This window comes from Streptosporangium roseum DSM 43021 (assembly GCF_000024865.1).
GTDB lineage: Bacteria > Actinomycetota > Actinomycetes > Streptosporangiales > Streptosporangiaceae > Streptosporangium > Streptosporangium roseum.
Genome location: NC_013595.1, coordinates 9550261 through 9572946, shown reverse-complemented (window position 1 = coordinate 9572946; position 22686 = coordinate 9550261). Strand labels below are relative to the sequence as shown.

Genomic DNA, 22686 nt, shown 5'->3' with positions numbered 1-22686 from the left:
GTCGGCCGACCGGCGTCAGTGCCTTCATAGAGGCGGGCTAATGTGACCTTTGCACGGCCTGGATGGGGCCGCGAGGCTCGACGGCGTGGGGAGAACGTGGCCATGGGCACCGAGCGCATTCCGTACCTGCTCGGCTACCACGAGATCGCGCGGCTCTTTCAGGTGGCCCGTGACGCTCCGCTGCAATGGCGCAAGCGCTCTCTACTTCAAGAACCCGACTGCGTAATCTCTGGTAGCCCCTACTGGTTGCTGCCCACGGTCTTCGCGCTCTCCAAACCCGGTTACCGGGAGATAGACCTGCAGCGGCTTGACGACTATAAAGCGGGCATTCCAGGCGGCTACGTCACGCACGACACAGACCAGATGCCCCCTCTGATCGGAATCCAAGAAGTCTCCTGGATCTTCGGCAAGAGTTCATCCGCTATCGGGCAGTGGCGCAACCGTGGCACTCTTCCTCGTCCTGACTTGACCCTTTCAGGCTCGCCCTTGTGGAGACTGGAGACGATTCTCGCCGACGCCGAGCGGCGAGACCGTTCTGTCTCACAAACCGTTATCGCACGAATTCGAGCTGGGGAGAGAGCGCAACCGAGTCGCCGACGGCTTCCTAGCCCTCATGCAGGGGAACAGGAGATTGTCCCCGCGGCGCGCACCTTCACCAGTGCGGAGTATCCAGCTGCCACCAGCTTTCTTGAAAGCGTGCTGGCTGCTGGCCATGCCGTCGAAATCCGACCTCACCCATTCAATTTGCCTAGCCCAAAACAAGACATTTCTCCCCTTGACTAATCAAGTCGCCTGAACCGTAACCCGGGTCGTCTAAGCGGTAGATCAATCCGCGGGCATGCGAAACGTAGCGGCCTGGGTGCAGAGAGCGCTTGACCGTGTGACCATAATAAATTATGGTCACAGTGGAGGTGTTGAATGCCTAGTGCAGGCAAAGCAGCGGTTTCGGGCCCTCGAGAGAACCCATTTATGGCGACAGTTCAGGAACCCTCTCCAAGGGTAATCTCGTACGGCGGAGGGGTTCAGTCGACGGCGTTGCTAGTGCTCGCCGCGCAGCGCGAGATCAACTTTCCTACGTTCCTGTTCGCAAACGTAGGAGATGACAGCGAGCATCCGGCCACGCTCGCCTACGTGCGTGAGATCGCCACCGGGTACGCCCGAGAGCACGGCATCGACATACATGAGATACAGCGCCGCCGGCGGGATGGCAGCATCGAAACCCTCTGGGAACGTCTCCATCGGCCCCAATTGCGATCCATCCCAATACCCATTCGCATGAACAACGGTGCGCCCGGTCGACGATCTTGTACTTCAGACTTCAAGATCAAGGTAATAGCTAAATGGCTGAAAGAGCATGGCGCGACAGCGAGCCGTCCTGCAACTGTCGGTGTGGGGATCTCTTTGGACGAGATTCACCGAGCGAACAAGCGTCGAAGCGAACCGTACGAGCAAATCGAGTATCCTCTCCTCGATCTCGCTCTCCGTCGCGATGACTGTATACAGATCATCGCCGCCGCCGGGCTTCCTGTGCCTTCAAAGAGCGCATGCTTCTTTTGTCCCTTCAAAACGGTGGATGCGTGGCGGCACCAGCGACGTCACGAGCCAGAACTCTTCGCCAAGTGCGAGGAACTCGAGGCCACGCTAAACGAGAAGCGGGCAATGTTGGGACGGGATGCCGCCTACCTGACCCGTTACGGAATCTCGCTCGACCGCGCTATTCAGCTGGCGCCTCAGGAGCCTGGAACCCTCGACGCAGGTTGTGACTCGGGTTGGTGCATGACCTGAGCTGCTATCTCCCAGAAGGTCGTGCCTCTGAGGTTGAAGGGCTGAAGTTACAGCGGTTTGAGGATGAAGCCGGTCTGAGCAATGAATCCGTCCAACAGGCCGGATCGGTACTGCATTCGTTTGAGCTTGGTGGCGACGACTCCGGCGAGTTCGTCGATGTCGCGAGGCGCGAGGTTGGCCAAAGCGCGCTTGAGCGCCGACCACACGCCCTCGGCCGCCTTTCAGCTCCGGCGCGTAAGCGGGCAGGTGAAAGACCGTCAGCCACGGGCGGGCATCGATCAACGCGCGCATCGCGGCCGACAAGTGGCGGCGGTCGTTGTCCCACACCAGCACGATCGCCCCGCCGAGCTGGACGTGCGCGGCATCCAGCAGAGCTGCGAACCGCCGGGGATCAAAGCCCTTGACCTCCCCGGGTCGCCTGCGCCGGATCAGCATCCGATACATCAGCCGGGTGCGCTGCCCGGGCTTGGCGCACACCAGCCCAGCCAGGCACACGCGGCCGTAGCCCTTGCCGGTTACGCGCATCACCGGGGTCTTGCCCTGCGGCGCCCAGGTGGTGGCCTTGGGCGGTCTCAGGTTCTGTCCGGCCTCATCTTCCCAGCACAGCCAGGCGCCCAGGTCGAGCGTCGTCCTTTTATCGCCGGCCACTGTTCGATGGTCCACTGCTCGATCACCTCCTCGTCGCGCTCAGCGGCGTGATGGACGGGCATCTGTGGGGTCCAGCCGAGGCGATGCAGCAGATAGGAAGCTCCGCGCGGGGTGTAGCGGATGCGAAACAGCGCAGCGGTCAGGTCCGCCACCCGGGCCAGGGTCCAGCGCTGGTCCTCGGTGTAGCCATGCGCGGCCGGGCCGCGCTCCAGCTGGGCTTTCAACCGCTTCAACCGGGCCTCGTCCAGGCGGCACTTCTCCCCGCCGGGGCCTTTGGAGGCCAGGGACTCGATGCCGCCGGCCTGCCAGGCCCGGTACCAGCGGTTGGCCGACATCCGGCTCACCCTGAACCGGCGGGCCACCTCCGGTGCCGCAACTCCCTGGGCGAACAGGTCAGCGGCCTCGAAACGCAGCTGTTCTCGTCTGGCGCGTGCGGCGGCGGTCAGCCCGCCACCTTCGGGGTACCTCATGCCTCCGGTATGACCGCTATGGAGCGATCATCACACTTTCAGCGAGGTAACTTCAGCCCTTCAACCTCAGAAGCAACACTCCACGCTCAGCCGAAGCTCCTTCAATCACGTCGGCGACTCGCCAAATGAACCGATTCGTGGATTGCCATGCGATCCCAAGCCGACTCAGACGGTGTTTTCCGCGGAGTCCTCATCTTCGTCGAGTTCAACCTCATCATCGACATGGCGGACCACTGGATCAGTCGTCGATTCTGACCACGCGATGCCGAGCCAGTCCTTCAGCCGCGCGTAGGCGAGTCGAAGGAGAACAGCGGCTCGCTGATCCATGAAAGCCGGGTCCCACTCCGCATCGCGCTGCCCGAGCGCTCGCAGATGCGGCAGGTAATGAGACATCTGGGCCAGTTCCTGGGTCGACTGCGCGAACGTCAAGCCCGACTCATTGAGGATGATCTCGGCCTCCCCGGTAGTCGTAGCACCAAGTGCGGCATACAGCACCTTCTTCTCAGTCCACGGCCGCGAACTTAGTGACGCGTTAGCAGCCCCCGGCGCAAGGACCAAATTGCCGATCTTGTGAACGATCTCCTTTTCGCTGTAGAAGCCCTTGTGCCATCCACCAGTCTCTTGCTGCGGAGCGATGTGCTCGATTGTGAAATGCGTTTCATCGAACCAGCCGTCTGACGTGAAGCACGGAGCCACACCCACCTTTCCCTGCTTTATCAGGCCGGGATGGTCGGGGTCTTCAATGGTGTCGTGGTAAGCCGCCAGCAGAAGGAAGCGCGTCAGCGGCCGGCTGATCGTGTAGAGAGGCAACGCTGTTGCCGCCGCCAGAAACGACGCAAGGTTCGGGATGCCGCCGTACTTCTTGTCGGTGCTGGACAAGCGCGCCGCGAGCTCCTTCTTCAGGGCTTCGGCGTCCACCATCGGCTCAGGCTCGTCTTGGTCTGGCACCGCCCGCTGACGCGCGAGGGGGCCCATGCCAGTCAGCGAGGAGTCACCCGCCATGATGGCCCGATACTGGCTGTCGATGTTCCCGGTGCCACGTCGGGTTGCTCGCCAGAGGACTGTGAAGGCGGTGATTGCCTTGATTGCCGTTTCAAACTCCGCGACTCGTCTGTCCCGCTCCTCACCCTCTTCTGCATGAACAGCTTCGGAGTAGAAGCGCAGCAGGGGTGCAATGGCGATCGTGTGGTTGAGGTCTTTTAGGAACGCTAGGCAGAGCTTGACCGTGTCCGTCATGGCGGAGGTGGGGAGTCCGACGAGCTGACGGGTAGCGTCCTTCGCTGGCTCCCACGTCGTGCCAACGAAAGTCGCTGTGTCGCTCAGGTGACGCAAGTACGCAGCGCGATCGTCGTCGGATTCCCTATGACGGTCGAAGGTGTCCTTCATGTAGACGCGTTGGTCAGGTAGCCGCTTCGAGAGCTTCTTGGCCGTCTCCGCGAGGGCGAACGTCACTAGCAGCTCGCGGGTCGCATTCTGCAGCTTCTCTCCCACGTCAAATCGGTCGAGGTAGCTCTGAACAGCCTTCATGCGCTCGTGCGCGCTAGAGCCCCGGTAGTCCTGAACTCTTTCCGCCATCACAACGCGCGGCAAGAACGTCTCGAAGGCAGTTAAGGGCTCACCGGTTGTGTTCAGTGACTCGAAGATGGTAAAGGCATAGTCCTCGTCCTTGCCCTGCACTACAGTCAGCGCAATGCGGTTCAGGGCATAGGCGGCGAACAACACGAGCCGCATCAAGACGGCCTCGGGCTCGTCCTCCAGCTCGCATAGCCACGTGCACAGCTTGGGGTCGAGCTCATGGTTGAACAGCGCACGCTGAAACTCGATCTGAGTGGCCAAGATCGAGAGCGGTGGCAAACCCTCAAGCTCCTCAATCGGTTTGCGCTGAGCGAGCTTGGTTAGCGCGGCACGGATCTCGCTGAACCGCTTGATTAGATCGCTCTCGCTTTCACCTGCACCGGAACGCGCCTTCGGCCTGAAGTCGGTCGGCTTCACGGTCGGGGGCTCCGCGTCTGCCTTCACCGAGTAGATGTAGATTAGGTTCGCAATTGGAGACTCATATAGTTTGAGCTTTGCATCCTTGGACCACTGGTCAGCGAAGGCACGGATCAAGCGGGGGTAGATCGGCGCATCGCCGAAGTTCTTTCGTTCATAGAAAGCAGTACTGAGGGTCTGCAGGATGCTAACGGTTTCTGAGTAGAGCGCGACACCGGCAGGGTCCGTGGAATCCGGTGTCTTGCCCTTGAAGACCTTCCACGAGTGCTGGCGGATCAGATTGTGAAGGCTCACGAGCAGAAGGAGCAGGCTCGACAGACGTTGCTGCCCGTCGATCACGGTGAGCACCTTGGAAGGCACTTCGGGCTTCAGAATCGGCTGCACCGTAACGTGGTTGACGTCATGGATGGTGATTACGGTGCCTAGGAAGGTGAAGCTGTCGGAAGCCTCGCCGAGATTCTTCAGACCGTGAAGGGTATCGTCGAGCAGCTTCTCGACTTTGTCCTTACCCCAGCCATACGGTCGCTGATACGGCGGAAGGTACAGGCCGAGACCATTGTCCGACAGCAACTCACGGAGGCTCTTGCTCTGCGCCTCGAATATCTCTTTGGCCTGGGTGGGCATGGGGCGTCCTTCGAATTCAATTGGCTGGTCACGTTAGATGCGGCACGCCATTGCAGGCGTCGTCGGCATCGTCCTCCGCGAGGACGTCTCGAGCACGTCCATGAGTGGAAGGTTCGTCCGACGGCTGGCAGCCCGCTCTATTGCGGCGGCCCCGGAGATGAAGATGGTCGACGCGGCGATCAACCGTACCCAGAATGCGGTCACGGTCACCTGAGCCGCCTCGGCGGCGGGTGTGAGATCGGCTGTGGGGCGTTGCCTGCGGTATTGCCCTTCTTGGCCGAGCCGCAGGGCATGGTGTCGCCAGTGGCGACGCTCCGGGAAATGGTCTGCGCGGCGATCGACCGCGTTCCGGACTCTGTCACCTGCGGCCTGCAGGGCGGACCGCAGAGCACGGCGACTAATCACTACCCTGTACCCGGAGATGTTCAGGCCGAGCAGCGCCGCAAATACACCGATCAGGCAGGCCCACTTGTTGGCATGGTTAAGGCCGGTCTTGAACAGCAGCACTCCCAGCGATACCAGGGCGAGCCCTGCCGCTATCCCGCCCGCCGTCCGCCACCCACGCGCCATGGCCCCATGATGAACCGCACATCCAAGATCAGACAGTTACTCCTGGAAAATCAAGAAGATCGTTACATCCGCCGCTTCGGCGCAGTTCCCACGCCCTGATGCGGCCCCGCACACATCGCCCTATCCTGATCACCTTGTACACCATCGACCCGACGGGTGCTCTGCTGGGCTTGCCTGGGTCGATGATGTGCGCGGTGATCAGGGTACCCTCAGCCACCCCGCAGCATTCGAGGTCCACGCGACGCTCACCTCGAAGCCGGAAATCACCGTCGGAGGCGTCTCTTCTGCTCTCGTGACGGTTCGCTGCCGGCCTATCAGCGCGTGGGCGGCGCTGGCCACGACCGGCCGAAGAGCCGCAGCGCGGCCAGCGACCGCCCGACGCGCGGCGAGACGCCGCAGGCGGATCGCCTTTAAAGACGAACAGATAAGTTTCTTCCGATCTTGAGCAGGATGCTGATTAGGCTCCCTGGGCTGCGGGTTTGGCGCTGTTCCAGACGCGTTCGAAGCTGTCGAGGTAGGTCGTTGCCGGGCTGTCAGCCTGGCTGTGGGTCACGTAGATGACGGGAGCCTCGGGGGCTCGGGCGCCATAGGCGTGGAGGTTGACCAGCAGTTCGTCGTCCGCGCGGTAGATGGAGTTGTAGAGCACCGTGCGGTGCAAACGGATCTCGACTCCTTCAACCCCTCGGAGCGGTTGGTAGAGGGTGAGGGCGTTACGAACTCTGGCGGCCATGACGTCGCCGCCGATGCCTTCCTCGACTCCGCGGGCTGCCACGTGCGGGCTGTCGGGATCGCCGAGCAGGATGCGCACCCTCACCCCGGTCTTCGCTCGCTCGGCCAAGATGCGCAGTAGCCCGGCATCTTCGGCGAGGAACAGCCCGCTGTAGACGAGGATGCTGATCTCCTTGCTGGCGGACTCAAAGAACGTGCGCCAAGCGTCGGCCGGCACAGCCCAACGGTGCGGATAGACGGCCTTGATCTCGGTGGAGAGCCCTCGACGCTGGCGCACGCTCTCAGGCCACAGGTCACCCTCGTCAACGTGGAGGAGGTCGGCGACGGCCAGGCGATGGCGGGGGTGTGGGACCCGGCCGCTCAGCCAGCGGCTCACGGTTTTGGGGTCAACGGCCAAGTGGGTGGCGACGTCGAGGGGTTGTATCCGTGCTCGGATGAGGGCGTGGCGAAGGTTCTCGTTCATGGGGGCGCCTTCCGTGACAGGGGCACTGCCTGCGACGCTAACATAAAACATCCCTAGACGTCCCCTAGTTGTGGTGTCAGGAAAAGACCACGCGGACGAAGCTCGTCGGCACGGGGTCCAGCATCCGGACCTTGCCCTCCACGCCGACGGGAGTTCACCACATGACGATCGCACGGGAGCGACAGCGCGCCTACCAACAAGACCTTCTCACCGCTCTGGAGATCGAGCTCCGGCCGCATGAGACCACCACGGTCCTGATCGTGGACAGCGGCGGGCAGCCCTGCCTGGAGGTCGTCGACCGTCACTTCCGGACCCGGCGCGTGTACGTGCAGATGGCGTTCCACTGGTTCTACTGGGGTGATCAGCACGACGAGCGGACCTCGTCCCTGCATCTGCTGAAGGCCGCCGAGCGGATCGCCGCTGCCGCGCGCGAAGGCTGGCGCGAGGGCGAACAGGGAGCACTCAGCGTCAACGTGGGCAAGATCGCAGACGCGTACCGCGGCTGATCCGATGAGAGCCGCCACGAGTCGATGGCTGACCGGCGGGCTGGTCTACCGCCAGCTCGCCGACCGCATCCGCGCCCAGATCACCGCCGGCGAGTATCCCCGAGGAAGCACCCTGCCCTCAGAACCAGCCCTGGCCGAGCGCTTCCGCGTAGCCCGCAGTACCGTCCGGCGCGGCCTGGCCCTATTGGAGGGAGAGGGGCTGATCACCGCGCTGCCCGGCAGGGGACGCGTGGTTAACGACCCCGACCAGGAGACGGGTCCGGCCTACCGGTATCAGGTGATCGCGAATGACCTGCGGGAGCAGATCCGTACCGGGGCCCTCGTGGCCGGCGCCAGGCTGCCGAGCGAGACGGCCTTGCGCAGACACCACGGGGCCTCGCGTAACACGGTCCGCCAGGCTCTCGACGAGCTGAGACACGAGGGGCTGATCGTGGCAGCGCACGGCAAGGGCCGATTTGTTCGATTCGCGCCAGACTGAGACGTCTTGAGACGTCTCGTCCGCAACTCTGGATTCACTTCGGGGACCGGCATCTATGGTGAACCGCATGGGACAAGCTGAGTGGGCGCGTGACCTGGCCCACCACCTCCTTGCCGAGTCGCTGCCGCGCCGGTGGGCGCACACGCAAGGGGTGGCCGCACGCGCCGAATCGCTGGCGCCGATCCTCGGGGAGGAGTCCGACCTGCTGACCGCCGCGGCCTGGCTGCACGACATCGGATACGCGCCCGAGCTGATCGACACCGGCTTCCACCCGCTCGACGGCGCCCGCTACCTGCGCGACGTCCACCAGACCGACGACAAGCTCGTCCGGCTGGTCGCGCATCACTCGTGTTCGGTCTACGAGGCGACTGAGCGCGGCCTGCTCGACGCGCTCAACGAAGAGTTCGACCAGGAGCGTCCGGAGTTGGTGGAGGCGCTGACCTACTGCGACATGACCACTAGCCCGGACGGAACTCCCCTCAACGTCGCCGACCGGCTGGCGGAGATCCACTCTCGCTACGGCCCCGAACATCTGGTCAGCCGCTCGATCGCCAATGCGGCTCCGTGCATCACCTCGGCTGTGCGGGCGGTGCAGGCCGCGCTGGTTAACGGTGCTCTGCCAGATGGTCGGGACGGCCGCTGACGGCAGGCCGGGCCCAGGACGCCCTGACGGCTGGCCGACGGGGCTCTCGCTTATCGTGGTCATGGCGCCGCGTGCCTGTCCCGCGCGGCATCTCGCACGCGGAGAACGCGCACCATTCAGTACAGCGAAAGAAACCAACTCATGATCTTCATTGCCGTCAAGTTCACCGTCCGTCCCGAGCGGAGCGAGGAGTGGCTCTCGCTCGTTGACGACTTCACTCAGGCCACCCGGCAGGAGCCGGGCAACGTCTTCTTCGAATGGTCCAGGAGCGTCGACACTCCCAACCAGTTCGTCCTGCTTGAGGCGTTCGCCTCATCGGCGGCGGGCGAGACCCATGTGGGCTCCGAGCACTTCAAGACCGCCATGGCCTGGATGCCCGAGGTGATCGCGAAGACGCCGGAGATCATCAACGTCGAGGTGCCCGGCGAGGGCTGGTCGCAGATGGCGGAACTGACACCGGCTTAGTCAGCCGATGTGCGGCCCGGTGGCCTCGGCCAGGAAATGCCCGATCCGCAGTCGCATCGAGCGGTCCATCAGTAACGAGTCGACCTCATCACGGGGCACCCAGCGCACCTCGCGGGACTCGTCGCTCGGCGTTGGCTCGCCGGCTACCGCGCGGCCGGTCAGCACGATGGAGAACTCCTGGCGGGCCTCGCCGTCAGAGGTGTAGAGGATCACATGACGAGGGTCGGTGTAGGTGCCGACGAGGCCGGTGATCTCGCAGGTGATGCCGGTCTCCTCCAGCGTCTCCCGGATGGCCGCCTGCGGCAGGGACGCGCCGAGGTCGATGGCTCCACCTGGAACGGCCCAGTTGCCGTTGTCCGTGCGGCGGATCATGAGGATGTCCCCGGCGTCGTTGGTGACCACGACGTTCATCGAGGGGACGAGGCTGTTGGGCGCGGGCGCCTCAGGGTCGTCGTAGAAGTCGATGCGGCGGGCCATGACTCAGGACTCTACGGGGGTGGCGCCGGCCCAGACGGCTTCGAAGCTGTCGGTGTAGGTCGAGACCATGTCCCCGCCCGCTATCTTGCGCAGGTGCATGACCGGGGCGTCGGCGGCGAACTTGCCGTAGATGTGGGTGTTGACGAGAAGTTGGTCGTCCCCGCGGTAGATGGAGTTGTACAGGATGGTGTGGTGCAACCGGATCTCGATGCCCTCGACCTGCTGTAGCGGCCGGTAGAGCATCAGGGCCATCCGGGTCTGCGCGGCCATGCCGTCGCCGACGCCTTCGTCCGCGCCGTGCTGGGCGACTTCGAGCGCGTCCGGGTTACCGAGCAGGATACGGACACGCACCCCGGCCTTGGCCTTCTCGGCGAAGGTGCGCATGATGCCGGTGTCCTGGGCGATGAAGATGCCGCTGTAGACCAGTACGCCGATCTCCTCCTGGGCCGCGGAGAACAGACGTCCCCAGGTGTCCTTGGGTACGGCCCAGCGGTGCGGGTAGACGGTGACGAGTTCGCTTCCGGAGACGGCTGCGGCCTGTTTGGGGGTCAGCGCGTCCGGCCATAGGTAGGCCTCTTCCACGCCGAGGAGTTTGGCGACCGCGAATCTGTGTTTTCGGTACGGTATGCGACCTTGGGTGATCCACCGCTCCACGGTCTTGGCGTCGACCCGGACAGCTTCGGCCAGCGCGTCGACGGTGGTGCCGTGTTCGAGGAGGGCTACCCGTAGCCGCTCGTTCGCCATCTCACCTGCCCGTAGAGGGGACGTCCGGGGACCTGGCAATCGTAGACCGGACGTCCTGAACATGTCCCATCCTGTAGTGATCACGTCCTGACTCCTTGTCGCACTCTCGGTATCGCAAGGCACCACCGGCAGCGACCGAGAGGAGAGTCGACAGTGATCAATTACATCAAGCCGATCGACGAGACCCCCGCCTGCGAGTGCGGCGCGGCCCTGGAGCGGGGGCGATTCCGCTGCCTCAAGTGCCAGGCCCGGGACCGGTGGGTGAGGCGTCAGGCGGCCAGGCGCAGGACGGTCGGCAAGAGGAGCGGCCAGACCCGGCGTCCGGCCAACCGTCCGCGCGGCATCGTCGAGGCGGGGGTGATCTGGACGTGACCGCGATCCCGTTGATCATCGGCCTCGTGCTCAGTGTGACCGTAGCCGTCGGCTACGTGCTCGTCCTGATCGGCATGCGCCAGGAGGACCGGCGGATGCGGCTGGGCGACATCCCGCCGAGCAGGGCGGCGGGCCTGGCCCGGCGGGTCACCGGCTGCCACGTCCGAGGGTGAACGCGCTACTCGCGCTTGGCGAGCTGGGATTCCACCCGTTCCAGCCGCTGCGACAGGTCGCGCAGTGTGGCGCGAATCTCGGTGAGCTCATCGGAGGCCGGCAGGGCCGGGGTGGCGTCCTCACGGACGTAGACGCCCTTGCCCTGCTGGCCGATGACCAGCCCTTCGGCCCGTAGGACCCCAACAGCCAGCTTTACCACGCTCAGCGAGGCGTCATACGTCGTCGCGAGCTGGGTCGTGGAGGGCAGCGGGTCACCGGGGGCGAGGGAACCGCGCCGGATCTGCTCGCGCAGGTCATCGGCGATCTGCAGGTAGCCGGGCCGCCCGGTGTTCCTGACCATCCATCCTTCTTCCGCCGCGCCGCATGGTTGGTAAGCCCATTGGGCCTACCAACCTCTTAGTTGAGCACAGACGCGCGACCAAGCCAACTACGAGAACGTTGACAACCAGGCTAACTAGGTTGACTATGTTGACCGAGACGAACAAGGAGGTCTACTCATGCGCACCATCCCGATCCCCGTCGACACCCACCGGCTCCGCTTCACCTGCGTCAAAGCCGCCCGTCCCCGCGTCGTCGACCAGGACACCGGAAAGATCAAGACCGACAAGGACGGCAACAAGGTCTACGAATCCGTCCTGCTCGCCGAGGACGAGTTCGGCCGGATCGAACTGGTCAAGGTCGGAACCTCCGGAGAACCACCGATCGCGCCCGGTCAAGACGTCGTACCGACCAGCATGGTCGGCTACGTCTGGGAGATCCCGCAGAACGGCACCTCCCGCTGGGGCATCAGCTACAAGGCCGCCTCGATCGTCCCCGTCTCCGGAAAGCCAGGAGGAGGCGGGGATGCCTGAGTCCCTGCGGCTGCTGCTTCTCACCCTGGCCTGCACGCTGGTCGTGCTCTGGACCTGGCAGCGCTTCCATCACCGCTCCTTCTGGCTGGTGGCCGGCTACCCGCTCACCGCGCTCAGCGTCCGAGCCTCCTGGCGCAAGGTCGCCCTCGGCTGCGGCCTGACCAAGAAGCGGGCGCGCTGGGCTTTCACCCTCACCCCCGGCGCGCTGATCTCCACCGGCAACGTGAAGGTCCGGCGGCGCTTCCGCAGGGTCGCCGTCGACACCACCCCCTGGATGTGGCTGCCCCTGCCGACCCGGCACGGCTGGCGCGTCACCCTCCACCTGCTGGAGGGGCAGATCCCCGATGACTACAGCCAAGCCGCCGAACGCCTCGCGCACTCCTGGGGCGTGCACGCCGTCCGGGTCTCGTCCCCACGTCCCGGACGGGTCGTCCTGGCCGCCACCATCCGAGATCCACTCGTCCGGGTCGACAGGCTGCCGCCGTCCGACGAACTGCTCAAGGTCACCGTAGGCCGTCTGGAAACAGGCAAACCCTGGGTGATCGACTTTCGAACCGTCCCGCACTGGCTCAACGCCGGGGCCACCCAGTCCGGCAAGTCCAACCTCGCCAACGCCCTGCTCGTCGGGCTGGCTCCGCAACCAGTCGCGCTGGTCGGCTTCGACCTCAAGGGTGGGGTGGAGTTCACCCCGTACGGCTGCCGCCTGTCGGCGCTGGCCACCACCCGCGCCGAGTCGGTTGGCCTGCTCGACGACCTGGTAGCGCTCATGCTCGACCGGATGGGCCTGTGCCGTACGGTGGGCGCCCGCAACCTCTGGCAGCTCCCCCCGGCGGTGCGGCCGGTTCCCATCGTGGTCCTGGTCGACGAGCTGGCCGAGCTCTACCTGATGGCCGACAAGTCCGAGAAAGACGAGATCGCCAAAACCTCCACCGCTCTCCTGCGGGTGGGCCAGCTCGGGCGGGCGTTCGGGATCTACCTGTTCTGCTGCGGCCAGCGGATCGGCTCCGACCTCGGACCCGGGGTCACCGCGCTGCGTGCCCAGTGTTCGGGGCGGATCTGCCATCGGGTCAACGATCCCGAGACCGCGACCATGACCCTCGGCGACCTCGACCCGGCCGCCCTAGTCTCCGCCCGTGCGATCGCCGCCGAGACGCCCGGCGTCGCGATCGTCGCCTCCCAGGACGGCCAGTGGTACCGGGCCCGCTCCTTCCACGTCTCCGAGACCGCCGCCGAACACGCGGCCCGGATGTACGCCGACCTGGCTCCGTCCTGGGCCGAGATCACCGCTGGCGTCCACGCCTCTGAGGTCACCGAGTCCGACCTGACCGAACTGCTCAACGCCTGACCTGCTGAAAGGGGGACACGATGCGACGCCTTGCCCGTCGGCTGCTCGACTCCGGGCCGATCCTGGTCCTGGCCGCCATCGCGGGTGCCGGATCGTTCACCCACATTCGCGACACCGCCACCGAGCACGGCCAGTCCGGCTGGATGGCCTGGGCGGTCGCCGTATGCGTCGACCTGACCTGTGTCATGGCCGCCCGCGAACGCCAGCGCGACAAGCAGACCGGACGCGTCCGGGACGGCCGGATCTCCTGGCCGACCCTCGTCCTGGTCGCCGGGATCGTCCTGTCCCTGGCCGCCAACCTCAACCAAGCCGATCCGTCCCCGTGGGGCTGGATCACCGCCGCGACCCCGGCCGGCGCCTTCCTCGTCGCGGTCTCCATGCTGGAGCGCCGCGCCTCGGCTCCCCGTCCCGAGCCGTCCCCAGCCCCGTCCTCCGTCCTGGAGGTCGCCGCCGAACCGGCTCCGGTTCCCAGACCCGTCCCCGCCGAACAGGACGGGCCGTCCTCTGAGCTCCTCGATTACGCCCGACGCGTGGCCGAGGAATACCAGACCGCGCAGGGCAAGCCGATCAGCCGCGACACCCTGCGCGCCCGTCTGGGCGTGTCCCACCAACTGGCCTCCGACCTGCTGCGCCACCTGCGCACAGCACCGGAAGCCCTGTGAAAGGAGAACCATTCATGTCCACCGACGCCGAGCGCCGTACCGCCTTCATCCACGGCCTTCGGGATCTGGCCGCCTTCATGGAGACCACTCCCGCTGTCCCCGTCCCGACCGACCCGACGATCATCACCTACTACCCCGAGCAGAGCACCGACACCGGCCTGCGCGCCGAGGTCGACCGGATCGCCGCACTGTTCGGTACGAAGGTCGACCCGCGGCTGTTGCCACATGGGCTCTACACGGCCGCCCGCTGCTTCGGGCCGATCCACTTCGAGGTGACGGCGATCCTCGAAGCCGCCCGGGACGGCGCCGCCGGCGAACCGCCCCATGGTTTCTGACCCGCCCGACGAGCAGGTGACCTCGGTCGCGATCCCGCCCAAGCGGTGGCGGTGCTGCCACTGCGGCGGCACCGGAGTCGGCAGCTACGGCGACACCTGCGAACACTGCGACGGCCTCGGCTTCTGCTGAGACGTCGGCGCCCCCGGCCTGGCCGTACATCCGCCAAGACGCCTGCCAGGTCGGGGGCCATCCCCCCTCACCCGTACGAGTGAAAGGAGGAGACCATCTTGCCCACAACCCATCCCAATCCGCACGCGATCGCCGGCATGATCACCCGCCTGAACGATCCCCACTACTCCCGGTGGGCCGCCCAGCTCCGCGCCACCGGCGGCTGCCGCCAGCCCATCCACATGCGGGGCCGCGTCCTGCACGTCGACCGCGCCACCGGCCGACTCCTGCACAGCTACACCACCGCCGCCGAACCGGACGGCGTGCTGCGCCTCCCGTGCAAGACTCGCCGAACCTCCCGCTGCCCGGCCTGCGCCGAGGTCTACCGCGCCGACACCTACCAGCTCATCCGCGCGGGCCTGGTCGGTGGCAAGGGCGTCCCCGCCTCGGTCACCGCCCACCCCTGCCTGTTCGTCACCCTCACCGCGCCCTCCTTCGGAGCCGTCCACACCCGGCGCGAGCAGAACGGCAAGACCCTGCCCTGTCACGCCCGCCGCGACGCCGAAACCTGCCCGCACGGGCGGGTCATGTCCTGCACCGCCCGGCACGGCGCCGACGAGTCCTGTCTCGGGGAGCCGCTGTGCCCGGACTGCTACGACTACACCGGCAGCGTGCTGTTCAACGCGCTCGCTCCCCAGCTGTGGAAGTACGTCACCGACGCCCTGCGCCGCCGCGTCGCCAAAACCGCGGGCTTGACCCTGCGGGAGCTGCGCGAGCAGGTCACCATCTCCTTCGCCAAGGTCGCCGAATACCAAAGGCGCGGCGTCGTCCACTTCCACGCCGTCGTCCGCCTCGACGGCCCCGACGGGCCCACCTCACTGCCTCCGGCCTGGGCAACGGCCGAGATGCTGACGCACGCCGTACAACACGCCGCTCAAGCGGTGACCGTCACCATCCCCGCCACAGATGACGAACCCGCGCGCGTCCTGCGCTGGGGACGACAGCTCGACATCCGCGAGATCGCCATGGACGGCGAGCTGTCCGACCAGGCCGTGGCCGGCTACATCGCCAAGTACGCCACCAAGGCCGCCGAATGCGTCGGCACCCTGGACCGGCGCATCAACCCCCTCGACGACCTGGAAGCATTCAACCTCCGCGACCACCCTCGGCGCCTCATTGCCGAGTGCATGCGTCTGGGGGAACTCGACGAGCTGGCCGACCTCCGCCTCGCCCAGTGGGCCCACATGCTGGGCTTTCGCGGCCACTTCTCCACCCGCTCCCGACACTACTCCACCACCATGGGCTCCATCCGCGACGAACGCCGTGACTTCGCCCGCACCGAAGAGATCGCCACAGGCCGCCTGCCCCTGTTCGACGAGGACACCGTCCTCGTGATCGCCAGCTGGGAGTACGCGGGCAAGGGTTTCTCCGTCGGTGACGCGCTTTTGGTAAGTGCTCTTACCGGAATTCCTCTCGCGGCCCCTCCGGATTTCGGAGGTGATACCGATGAGCCGGCGTGACGAGCTGCTGACCGTTCTCCAAGTGCTCGATGAACTGGGCGGGCTCTCGCGCCGGACGTTCTACCGCTGGCGCGAACTCGGCCACGCGCCCAAGTGCATCAAGCTGCCCAACGGAGAGATCCGCGTCTGGCGGAGCGACTTCGCGGCCTGGCTGGACACCCTCCGGGAGGCGGCATGAACGTCTCGTATGACGTGCGGATCTGGGACATCCGTCGGAACGCCTCCAGTAAAACGCCTTCGTATGTCGTCCGGTGGAAGGTCGGCGCCAAGGAGCGGTCCAAGACTTTTCGGACGAAGGCGCTCGCCGAGAATTTCGTCTCTGACCTACGGCAGGCGACCAGGAAAGGGGAAGCCTTCGACCTGGCTACCGGTCTTCCCTCGTCGATGACCAAAGCTGCCGATGCCGGGCCGACCTTCTTCGACTTCGCCCGGTCGTACATGGCGGCCCGGTGGGTCCACTCGGCGGCCCGAACCCGCGAGACGATGACGTACGCCCTGCTGTCCCTCGTCCCCGCGCTCGTCAAGGATCTTCCGGGCAGGCCTGATGATGAGGATCTCCGCGCGGTGTTGCGGGAGTACGCCTTCCTGCCCGACTGGCGGCGCGGAGAACTGCGGCCCGCGCACAAAGCGGCGCTCAGCTGGCTTGAAGTGGCGTCCTTGCCTCTCGTTGACCTGTTGGAACCGGCCGCGATCCATTCAGCCCTCGACGCGATCGCCCTCCGCTTCGATGGTGAGCCTGCGGCGGCCAACACGGTACGGCGCAAGCGGGCCGTGCTCCATCACATGATGGAGTCCGCGGTGGAGCTCAAAATGCTGTCCGCCAACCCGCTGCACGCGGTGAAGTGGAAGCCGCCGAAAGCCACCGGGACCGTCGATCCTCGAACGGTGGTCAACCCGGATCAGGTGCGGGAACTGCTCGATGCCGTGAAGCACGTGGGTTGGACGCGTGGTCCCCGGATGGTGGCCATGTTCGCCTGCATGTACTACGCGGCGCTCCGCCCTGAAGAGGCCTCGGGGCTGTGCCGACAGAACTGCGATCTTCCCGCTCAGGGCTGGGGCCTGATCACCCTGGAGAAAGCACGTCCGCAGGCGAACAAGCGGTGGACGAACACGGGGGAGACCCATGACGAACGCGGTCTCAAGCACCGAGCCAAGGACGACACGAGGGAGGTCCCGATCCCTCCTGTCCTCGTCGCGGTCCTCCGCGAGCACATCGAGAAGCACGGCGTCGAGAGGGACGGCAGGCTCTTCCGCACGAGCAAAGGCCGACCTTTCTCCTCCTCGGCCTACTCCGCCGTCTGGCAGGAAGCTCGGCGACTGGTGTTCACCGTCGAACAGATCACCTCTCCACTGGCGGCCCGTCCGTACGACCTTCGGCACGCGGCGGTCTCTCTGTGGCTCAACGCAGGAGTCCCGCCGACCGAGGTAGCACAGCGAGCCGGCCACGGGGTGGACGTGCTCCTCCGTGTCTACGCCAAGTGCATCGAGGGGCAACGGGCTCACGTCAACGGGCAGATCACCAAAGCCCTGGAGACATGATCGAGAAGCACCATGGAGAGGCCCTGGCGAGTCCGGGGCTTCTTGCTTTTCGACCTTGGTGACCCCTGCAACTCGGCCGCTGAGCCTTTTTCATTCTCATCGCCCCGTCTATCAGGAGCTTCTTTGCGTCATTCGGCAAACGCCGCACCTGTGATCATGATGTGACCGGACAGACTGCCGCCCGGGGGCGAAAAGATTCATTACGCAACGGCGCTGAGGCCGCTATGGTCTCGATCATGAAAAGGGTGCTCGGCTGTTTGTTGATGGTGGTTGTGAGTTTCTTGGTGGTGGCTGGTCTCGCCGCTGCCCCTCTGATCTCCGAAATATGGGAGCACCGGAGAGTCTGTGGCGAGTACTACGACAACATCGAAGCCGCCTTGGCGTCGTTCGACGTCCTGGACGCTGCCCCAGTCGGAGAGCCCGACCGCTCATGCACAGACACCGACGACCACCATGCCACCATCAGCCGCTCCTATCGCCTTCCGGGGCAGCACGGGTCGCCCAAGGACATTGGGTCTCTCTACCGAGACCTCGCCCTGCGCAACGGCTGGAAGCTCCTTCATCCCGGGGGCTCCACTGACGAGCCAGGGTGCATGGTCAAGGAGGTCGAAGGCGCAGAGGTCAGCATCGAAGTCTGGTCTCACCCGGATTCGGAGGATACCTACGAGGTGAGTGCGACTACCTGGCCCTGCTGAGGTGGTCACGGTCAGGTTATCGACGCCAAAAAGGGATTATCGAGCCTTTCTAATCTGTCGCCGCAGCTCAGGGGGCTGACCTCCTTTGTGACAAGGCAAGAAGCGCTACCGGGTAGACCGTCCTGCGGTCCCAGCCGATCCGCCCCCTGCCGACCGGGCTCAGGATGTCCGGGATACGAGGATTAAAAAAGGCCCACTGAGCACGGCGATATTTCGAAAGTAGATGGTGAGATGAGTTCTGCTGTACTGCTACGCCGGCAGCAGCGACCTGCAACAGCTCGATGCGGAGAGCACAGTGCCTGAAATCGTGAGTAACCGGGCGGTCGAACAGGCCGCCATCGAATACGTCATTGCCAGAGAGCGTGAGGAGGGCCGTCTCGCGCGCGACACCCGTGGTACGGGCGCTGCCGCGGACGTCGACAGCCCACCACGCACTATCGAAGTGAAAGCGTACGGCCGTTCAGCCCGAGGAACAGATCTATGGCTGGAGGTCCGCCAAATCGAGGAAGCCCGGCGCAATCCCGACTTCTATATCTATGTCGTCGAGAACGTACGCCAAGGGAGTCCGGAGCTCTTCACACTGAAAGTGCTTGGAGGCCAGCGACTCGTCCACCTCATACAACGCGCGAAGGAGCAGCGCTACTACACCGTGCCGTGGCCGGTGGCAGATTATGACGCTGGCTGATCCCGATCATTGTTGAGCCGATGCTCTCACCCCACCACGCCTTGCTGATCCCGCCGCCGCGTACACCGCTCTCACGTTTCCGCCGTTAACTCGCAAGGTCACAGCGTGTTCCCAGGGAGTTGGGCCAGGGAGAGCTGGCCGGATTGGACGCTGTGACCTGGCTGAACGACTCCAAGATCATCCCGCGCATATTCCGTGACCAGTGAGTCAGGGCTGCGTTCGGTGGCCTACGGCTGCACGCGGCGGAAGCCGTACCTGAGAAGAACTCCCAGGTCACGCGGCAGACAGCAAGGTCAATTAGGTGCCCCCGGCATGATTCGAACATGCGACACCCGCTTTAGGAGAGCGGTGCTCTATCCCCTGAGCTACGGAGGCAGGGGCTACATGTAAGAGTAGCGAAAATGGCGAGTGCGTGTGCGGTCGGAGGGTGAGTGGGGGCCGGTGGGTGGGTTATCGCTTCGCTGAGCTGCGGTAAAAGGGTGGCAAGTGGTCGAGGATCACGGGTTTGGCGTAGCTAGTGTCACGCTCCGTGATCGAACGGCGACGGAAGCGGATCCGAGGGCATCGCGCGCTGCGGCCGTTGGTGCTGTGCGGGGCGATGCTGGCGCCCGCGCTTCTGGCGGGCGGTCTCCTGGTGGCTGAGCTTACCGGGTATGGCGGAGTCGTCCAGGGAGTTGTCGCCGGGCTGGGGTCTCGGGGAGGCGGGGGTGCCGGGACGCCCGCGGCGATGGCGCCCGCCCGGGACGCGCTCTTCGAGCCGACGTTGCTGCCTCCTCCCTCCCCTTCTCCTGCCTCCGAGCGTTCTCCTGCCTCCAAGGGGTCTCCCGGATCCGAGGGGTCTTCGGGATCCGAGGGGTCTCCCGGATCCGAGCGGGCGTATGAGGGCTGGGCGCCCCCGGCCATGGCGGATGTGCGCCGTTCGGCGGCCGATGTCGCTCCCGTGGACGTCCCCGAGGTTGCGGCGAAGGTGGTGCCCCGGCGGTCTGAGCCGCCCCCGGTGAGGCGGGCGTCGCCGCAGCCGGCGCCGCGGACGGAGGCCGGGTTCGGCTGCCCGGGGGAGTGGCGGGAGACCTGGCTGTGGGAGGTCTGTAAGGAGCAAGCACGGCGAGAGGCATGAGGGAGGGGATCGCAAAATGGGGTGTTCGACGCATATCGGCTGCGGGGAGTCTGGCCCGGACACTCAGCGAGCTGTAGTAGCGTGCGTGCCTGACCCAGGTCACGAGTTCGCAAACGGAGGGGTCGAACGTGCCACCTCGTCGATCAGCGGGTCTGATCGCCGTTGTCGCGACCATGACTTCCCTTTTGCCGGGGGCCGCTGCCGCGCAGCGGGCGTCGGCGGAGGTCCAGCCCGTCGCCGCCCGTGAGTCCGGGAGCCCTGCCGAGCTGCGTAATGGGCCCGGGGGCCTTGCCGAGCTGCGTAATGGGTCCGCGAGTCCCGCCGAGCCGGGTAGCGGGTCTGCGAGCCCTGCCGAATCGGGTAGCGGGGCCGTGGCTCTCGCCGGATCGCGTCACGAGTCCGTGAGTCCGGCCGGGGCGCCCAACGGGTCGGCGGGCCTGGCCGGGGCGGCGCCTGGGTCCGCGAGTTCCAGCGGGCTGCTCCGCGACCCCGTGAACCTCACCGAGCTGCGTCGTGAGGCGGAGAAGGCGTCCAAGGACCTGGAAGGCGCGACGAAGGCCCTGGAGCAGCGGCGGGCCAAGATCCAGTCCTCGCAGAAGGAGCTCACCGCCAAGCTGCGCGAGCTGCAGGTCGCCGAGAAGGCCTTCGCCCAGGTACGGCAGCCGCTGTCGGACATCGTCGGGCAGCTCTATCAGCAGTCCGCGGGCAGCGACGTGGCCGCCTTCCTGTCCGGCACGTCCAACACCTCGACCTTGCGGGCCATGGCGGACATCTCCCAGCTCGTGGCCGAGCGGGATCAGATCCTCCAGGAGGGCGGGCGCCTGCAGGCCGAGCGCGAGCGGCTGGCCACCGAGGCGCAGGAACTGCGGGCGAGCAACCTCCTGTCGGAGGCACAGATGGGCGCCGAGATCGAGACGCTCAGGGCGCGTTCGGACAAGATCGTGAAGTCGCTGACCCAGGCTCTGGTGAAACTGGGCGTGAAGGTCGACAAGGGCGGGCAGCCCGCGGCGGGCTGTGCTCCGACCAAGGCGTTGTCGGCGAACGAGTTCGCCAACGGGCTGATCCCCAAGGCGTATCTGTGCCCGCTCCAGCAGCGGGGCAACGAGCTGCGCGGGGACGCGGCGCTGGCGTTCATCAGCCTCAACGAGGCCTACAAGAGGCAGTTCGGCAGGCCCATGTGCCTGACCGACAGCTACCGGAACCTGGCCGAGCAGCAGTCGGTCTACTACCGGCGCCCCGGCTTCGCCGCCATCCCGGGCCGTAGCAACCACGGTCTGGGGCTCGCGGTCGACCTGTGCGGGGGCGTGGAGCGTTTCCGGTCGCCCCAGTTCAACTGGCTGGAGGCCAACGGCAAGAAGTTCGGCTGGTTCCATCCGAAGTGGGCCTATGTCAGTCCGTTCGAGCCCTGGCACTGGGAGTATGACCCGAAGCTGGGCTCTCTGCTCTAGCAGCCCTCACGGCGCTGCGAGTCGATGCGTCCGGGCATCCTCACAGCGCGGGGGTGACCTGCGCGGTGCACTGGGCGCAGCGGACGGCTGCCGAGGGGATCTCCGAGAGGCACTCCGGGCACTCCCGGTGAGTGGCTTCCTCCCGGGCGGCGAACCGGGCGGAGATCCTCTCGTAGGGGCGGACGACCAGGAAGTAGATGACGGCCGCCACCATCAGGAACGCGATCAGCGCGTTGAGGAAGAGGCCGTACCTGATCTCGCCGGCTCCGATTCTCAGGGTCAGCCCGGAGAAGTCGGGCTGACCGCCGATCGCCGCTATCAGCGGGGTGAGGACGTCCTTGACGAACGAGTTCACGATGGCGGTGAAGGCGGCGCCGATCACCACCGCGATGGCGAGCTCGACCACGTTGCCGCGCATCAGGAACTTCTTGAACCCACTCAACATGGCCACTCCTCGCCCCGTGCCTCCGGTCACCGCCGGTGCGTCCGACGTGACCGGGACCTTATTACCCTCGGGAATGCGGCGCTTACCTTCCGTGAGGGTTGATCGTGATCGACAGATGGCCGCCGGCCTGGGCCGAGGCCAGCTCGACGGCCTGATCCGAGGTGGTGGCCAGCACGAGGAGCGCCCCCCGGTCCGCCTCCCCGTCCGGGGTGGTGAGGACCGTGACGTCTTCGGCCACGGTCCTGGCGGGGGCCGCGCCTTCCCAGGTGGAGGGCGCGGCCAGGACGTCCACGACGTCGCCGGGGGACAGCAGGCGCGCGGTCTCGGGATCGGCGACGCGGACCGGGGTGGCGACCGTCCCGGGGCCGTGGGCGGCCAGCAGGCTCGGGCCGAGGATGCGGGCGTCCGTCAGGGGTTCTCCGCGTCGCATGGGACCGGCCAGGACTCTCCCCGCGATCGCCGTGCCGGGCTTCACGGCGCCGTCGGGGACGGTGTCGGGCCGCAGGGCCACCGCCTTCAGGTCGGCGGCCTCCAGCACCCCGCTCGGAAGGTCCCTGGCCGCGGCGAGAACGGTCACCGACGCGGTGTCCGGCTTCAGTCCGACGAGGGCGCACGCCATCGCCAGGGCGGCGACGGCGGTGGCGATGAGGCGGTGACGGCGGCCGAGGAGGCGGCGGAGGGCGCGCATGACTGACTCCATCAGGGGCGAGCCGGGCGGCGCGGAGCCCGTGACTGGGGGCCCGCCGTACGGCGGGGCGGGGACGGGTGCCCGCCGTACGGCGGGGCGGGGTGGGG

29 protein-coding genes, 1 tRNA gene and 1 pseudogene are annotated in these 22686 nt (G+C 66.0%); 19 read left to right on the top strand and 12 right to left on the bottom strand.

Annotated elements, in window-relative coordinates:
- The first annotated feature begins 102 nt into the window (after positions 1-102).
- Positions 103-783 (top strand): hypothetical protein, encoded by a 681-nt coding sequence (locus SROS_RS50460; RefSeq protein ID WP_148269387.1) that lies wholly within the window; start codon positions 103-105, stop codon positions 781-783.
- A 258-nt stretch (positions 784-1041) separates the two neighbouring features.
- Positions 1042-1785, top strand: coding sequence for an adenine nucleotide alpha hydrolase family protein (locus tag SROS_RS53600; RefSeq protein WP_245564477.1), 744 nt, complete (start codon positions 1042-1044; stop codon positions 1783-1785).
- Between the two features lie 47 nt (positions 1786-1832).
- Here the strand turns inward: SROS_RS53600 and SROS_RS53595 are convergent, their stop codons facing one another.
- The 6 genes and pseudogenes from SROS_RS53595 to SROS_RS41930 all read right to left on the bottom strand — a co-directional run bounded on the left by SROS_RS53595 (position 1833) and on the right by SROS_RS41930 (position 7281).
- Positions 1833-1991, bottom strand: a complete 159-nt coding sequence (locus SROS_RS53595; protein WP_245564475.1) for a hypothetical protein — start codon at positions 1989-1991, stop codon at positions 1833-1835.
- 76 nt (positions 1992-2067) lie between these two features.
- Positions 2068-2433, bottom strand: a pseudogene (locus SROS_RS54690) (transposase domain-containing protein); the annotation flags it as partial.
- Complete coding sequence (locus tag SROS_RS41940; protein WP_012895051.1) at positions 2358-2903, bottom strand: winged helix-turn-helix domain-containing protein; 546 nt, start codon at positions 2901-2903, stop codon at positions 2358-2360. The pseudogene SROS_RS54690 and the gene SROS_RS41940, both read right to left, overlap by 76 nt.
- Positions 2904-3068: 165 nt before the next feature.
- Positions 3069-5519, bottom strand: coding sequence for a DUF262 domain-containing protein (locus tag SROS_RS41935; protein WP_012895050.1), 2451 nt, complete (start codon positions 5517-5519; stop codon positions 3069-3071).
- Between the two features lie 33 nt (positions 5520-5552).
- The gene (locus tag SROS_RS50455) at positions 5553-6026 is read right to left on the bottom strand and encodes a hypothetical protein (protein WP_148269386.1); all 474 of its coding nucleotides are present in this window, start codon (positions 6024-6026) and stop codon (positions 5553-5555) included.
- Between the two features lie 520 nt (positions 6027-6546).
- Entirely contained in the window at positions 6547-7281 is a 735-nt protein-coding gene (locus SROS_RS41930; protein ID WP_012895048.1) for an XRE family transcriptional regulator, read from the bottom strand.
- A gap of 161 nt (positions 7282-7442) precedes the next feature.
- On the opposite strand from SROS_RS41930, the gene SROS_RS41925 reads away from it, so the two are divergent.
- From SROS_RS41925 to SROS_RS41910, 4 genes are all read left to right on the top strand, one after another.
- A complete protein-coding gene (locus SROS_RS41925; RefSeq protein ID WP_012895047.1) occupies positions 7443-7787 on the top strand; it encodes a hypothetical protein in 345 nt (114 codons plus the stop codon).
- A gap of 4 nt (positions 7788-7791) precedes the next feature.
- Positions 7792-8265, top strand: a complete 474-nt coding sequence (locus SROS_RS41920) for a GntR family transcriptional regulator (protein WP_012895046.1) — start codon at positions 7792-7794, stop codon at positions 8263-8265.
- A gap of 67 nt (positions 8266-8332) precedes the next feature.
- Positions 8333-8908, top strand: a complete 576-nt coding sequence (locus SROS_RS41915; RefSeq protein ID WP_043658096.1) for an HD domain-containing protein — start codon at positions 8333-8335, stop codon at positions 8906-8908.
- Positions 8909-9049: 141 nt separating this feature from the next.
- Positions 9050-9373: a putative quinol monooxygenase gene (locus tag SROS_RS41910; protein WP_012895044.1), complete on the top strand. Its 324-nt coding sequence runs from the start codon at positions 9050-9052 to the stop codon at positions 9371-9373.
- Here the strand turns inward: SROS_RS41910 and SROS_RS41905 are convergent, their stop codons facing one another.
- Positions 9374-9850: an NUDIX hydrolase gene (locus tag SROS_RS41905; RefSeq protein ID WP_012895043.1), complete on the bottom strand. Its 477-nt coding sequence runs from the start codon at positions 9848-9850 to the stop codon at positions 9374-9376.
- Positions 9851-9853: 3 nt separating this feature from the next.
- Positions 9854-10594: a transcriptional regulator gene (locus SROS_RS41900; RefSeq protein ID WP_012895042.1), complete on the bottom strand. Its 741-nt coding sequence runs from the start codon at positions 10592-10594 to the stop codon at positions 9854-9856.
- A 153-nt stretch (positions 10595-10747) separates the two neighbouring features.
- On the opposite strand from SROS_RS41900, the gene SROS_RS41895 reads away from it, so the two are divergent.
- Positions 10748-10966: a hypothetical protein gene (locus tag SROS_RS41895; RefSeq protein ID WP_012895041.1), complete on the top strand. Its 219-nt coding sequence runs from the start codon at positions 10748-10750 to the stop codon at positions 10964-10966.
- The gene (locus SROS_RS51515; RefSeq protein ID WP_012895040.1) at positions 10963-11139 is read left to right on the top strand and encodes a hypothetical protein; all 177 of its coding nucleotides are present in this window, start codon (positions 10963-10965) and stop codon (positions 11137-11139) included. Before SROS_RS41895 ends, SROS_RS51515 begins: the two co-directional genes overlap by 4 nt.
- Positions 11140-11144: 5 nt before the next feature.
- Here the strand turns inward: SROS_RS51515 and SROS_RS41890 are convergent, their stop codons facing one another.
- The gene (locus SROS_RS41890; RefSeq protein WP_012895039.1) at positions 11145-11480 is read right to left on the bottom strand and encodes a GntR family transcriptional regulator; all 336 of its coding nucleotides are present in this window, start codon (positions 11478-11480) and stop codon (positions 11145-11147) included.
- Between the two features lie 157 nt (positions 11481-11637).
- Here SROS_RS41890 and SROS_RS41885 point away from each other — a divergent pair, with 157 nt between their 5' ends.
- The 10 genes from SROS_RS41885 (at position 11638) to SROS_RS48370 (ending at position 18881) form a co-directional block, all read left to right on the top strand.
- Positions 11638-11991: an SCO3933 family regulatory protein gene (locus SROS_RS41885; RefSeq protein WP_012895038.1), complete on the top strand. Its 354-nt coding sequence runs from the start codon at positions 11638-11640 to the stop codon at positions 11989-11991.
- Positions 11984-13336, top strand: a complete 1353-nt coding sequence (locus SROS_RS41880) for an FtsK/SpoIIIE domain-containing protein (protein ID WP_012895037.1) — start codon at positions 11984-11986, stop codon at positions 13334-13336. The genes SROS_RS41885 and SROS_RS41880 overlap by 8 nt, the downstream gene beginning before the upstream one ends.
- Positions 13337-13356: 20 nt before the next feature.
- Positions 13357-13998, top strand: coding sequence for a DUF2637 domain-containing protein (locus tag SROS_RS41875; RefSeq protein ID WP_012895036.1), 642 nt, complete (start codon positions 13357-13359; stop codon positions 13996-13998).
- A 14-nt stretch (positions 13999-14012) separates the two neighbouring features.
- Positions 14013-14333 carry a hypothetical protein gene (locus SROS_RS41870; RefSeq protein ID WP_012895035.1) on the top strand — a complete coding sequence of 107 codons (321 nt, stop codon included), beginning with the start codon at positions 14013-14015 and terminating at the stop codon, positions 14331-14333.
- Positions 14323-14463 (top strand): hypothetical protein, encoded by a 141-nt coding sequence (locus SROS_RS51510; RefSeq protein WP_012895034.1) that lies wholly within the window; start codon positions 14323-14325, stop codon positions 14461-14463. Before SROS_RS41870 ends, SROS_RS51510 begins: the two co-directional genes overlap by 11 nt.
- A gap of 98 nt (positions 14464-14561) precedes the next feature.
- On the top strand, positions 14562-15962 hold the full coding sequence (locus tag SROS_RS41865; protein ID WP_012895033.1) for a replication initiator: 1401 nt from the start codon (positions 14562-14564) through the stop codon (positions 15960-15962).
- Positions 15949-16140, top strand: coding sequence for a helix-turn-helix transcriptional regulator (locus tag SROS_RS41860; protein WP_012895032.1), 192 nt, complete (start codon positions 15949-15951; stop codon positions 16138-16140). The genes SROS_RS41865 and SROS_RS41860 overlap by 14 nt, the downstream gene beginning before the upstream one ends.
- Positions 16137-17501, top strand: coding sequence for a tyrosine-type recombinase/integrase (locus SROS_RS41855; protein WP_012895031.1), 1365 nt, complete (start codon positions 16137-16139; stop codon positions 17499-17501). Before SROS_RS41860 ends, SROS_RS41855 begins: the two co-directional genes overlap by 4 nt.
- Positions 17502-17737: 236 nt before the next feature.
- Positions 17738-18196 (top strand): hypothetical protein, encoded by a 459-nt coding sequence (locus SROS_RS41850; RefSeq protein ID WP_148269385.1) that lies wholly within the window; start codon positions 17738-17740, stop codon positions 18194-18196.
- Positions 18197-18491: 295 nt separating this feature from the next.
- Positions 18492-18881, top strand: coding sequence for a protein NO VEIN domain-containing protein (locus SROS_RS48370; RefSeq protein WP_012895029.1), 390 nt, complete (start codon positions 18492-18494; stop codon positions 18879-18881).
- Between the two features lie 302 nt (positions 18882-19183).
- On the opposite strand, the gene SROS_RS41845 is transcribed toward SROS_RS48370, so the two are convergent.
- A tRNA-Arg gene (locus tag SROS_RS41845) sits at positions 19184-19256 on the bottom strand.
- A gap of 1113 nt (positions 19257-20369) precedes the next feature.
- Between SROS_RS41845 and SROS_RS41840 the strand changes: the two genes are divergently transcribed.
- Positions 20370-21446, top strand: a complete 1077-nt coding sequence (locus tag SROS_RS41840) for a M15 family metallopeptidase (protein ID WP_245564473.1) — start codon at positions 20370-20372, stop codon at positions 21444-21446.
- Positions 21447-21486: 40 nt separating this feature from the next.
- Here the strand turns inward: SROS_RS41840 and mscL are convergent, their stop codons facing one another.
- A complete protein-coding gene (gene mscL, locus SROS_RS41835) occupies positions 21487-21891 on the bottom strand; it encodes a large conductance mechanosensitive channel protein MscL (RefSeq protein WP_012895027.1) in 405 nt (134 codons plus the stop codon).
- 82 nt (positions 21892-21973) lie between these two features.
- Complete coding sequence (locus tag SROS_RS41830) at positions 21974-22579, bottom strand: RcpC/CpaB family pilus assembly protein (protein WP_043654057.1); 606 nt, start codon at positions 22577-22579, stop codon at positions 21974-21976.
- Positions 22580-22686 lie beyond the last annotated feature (107 nt).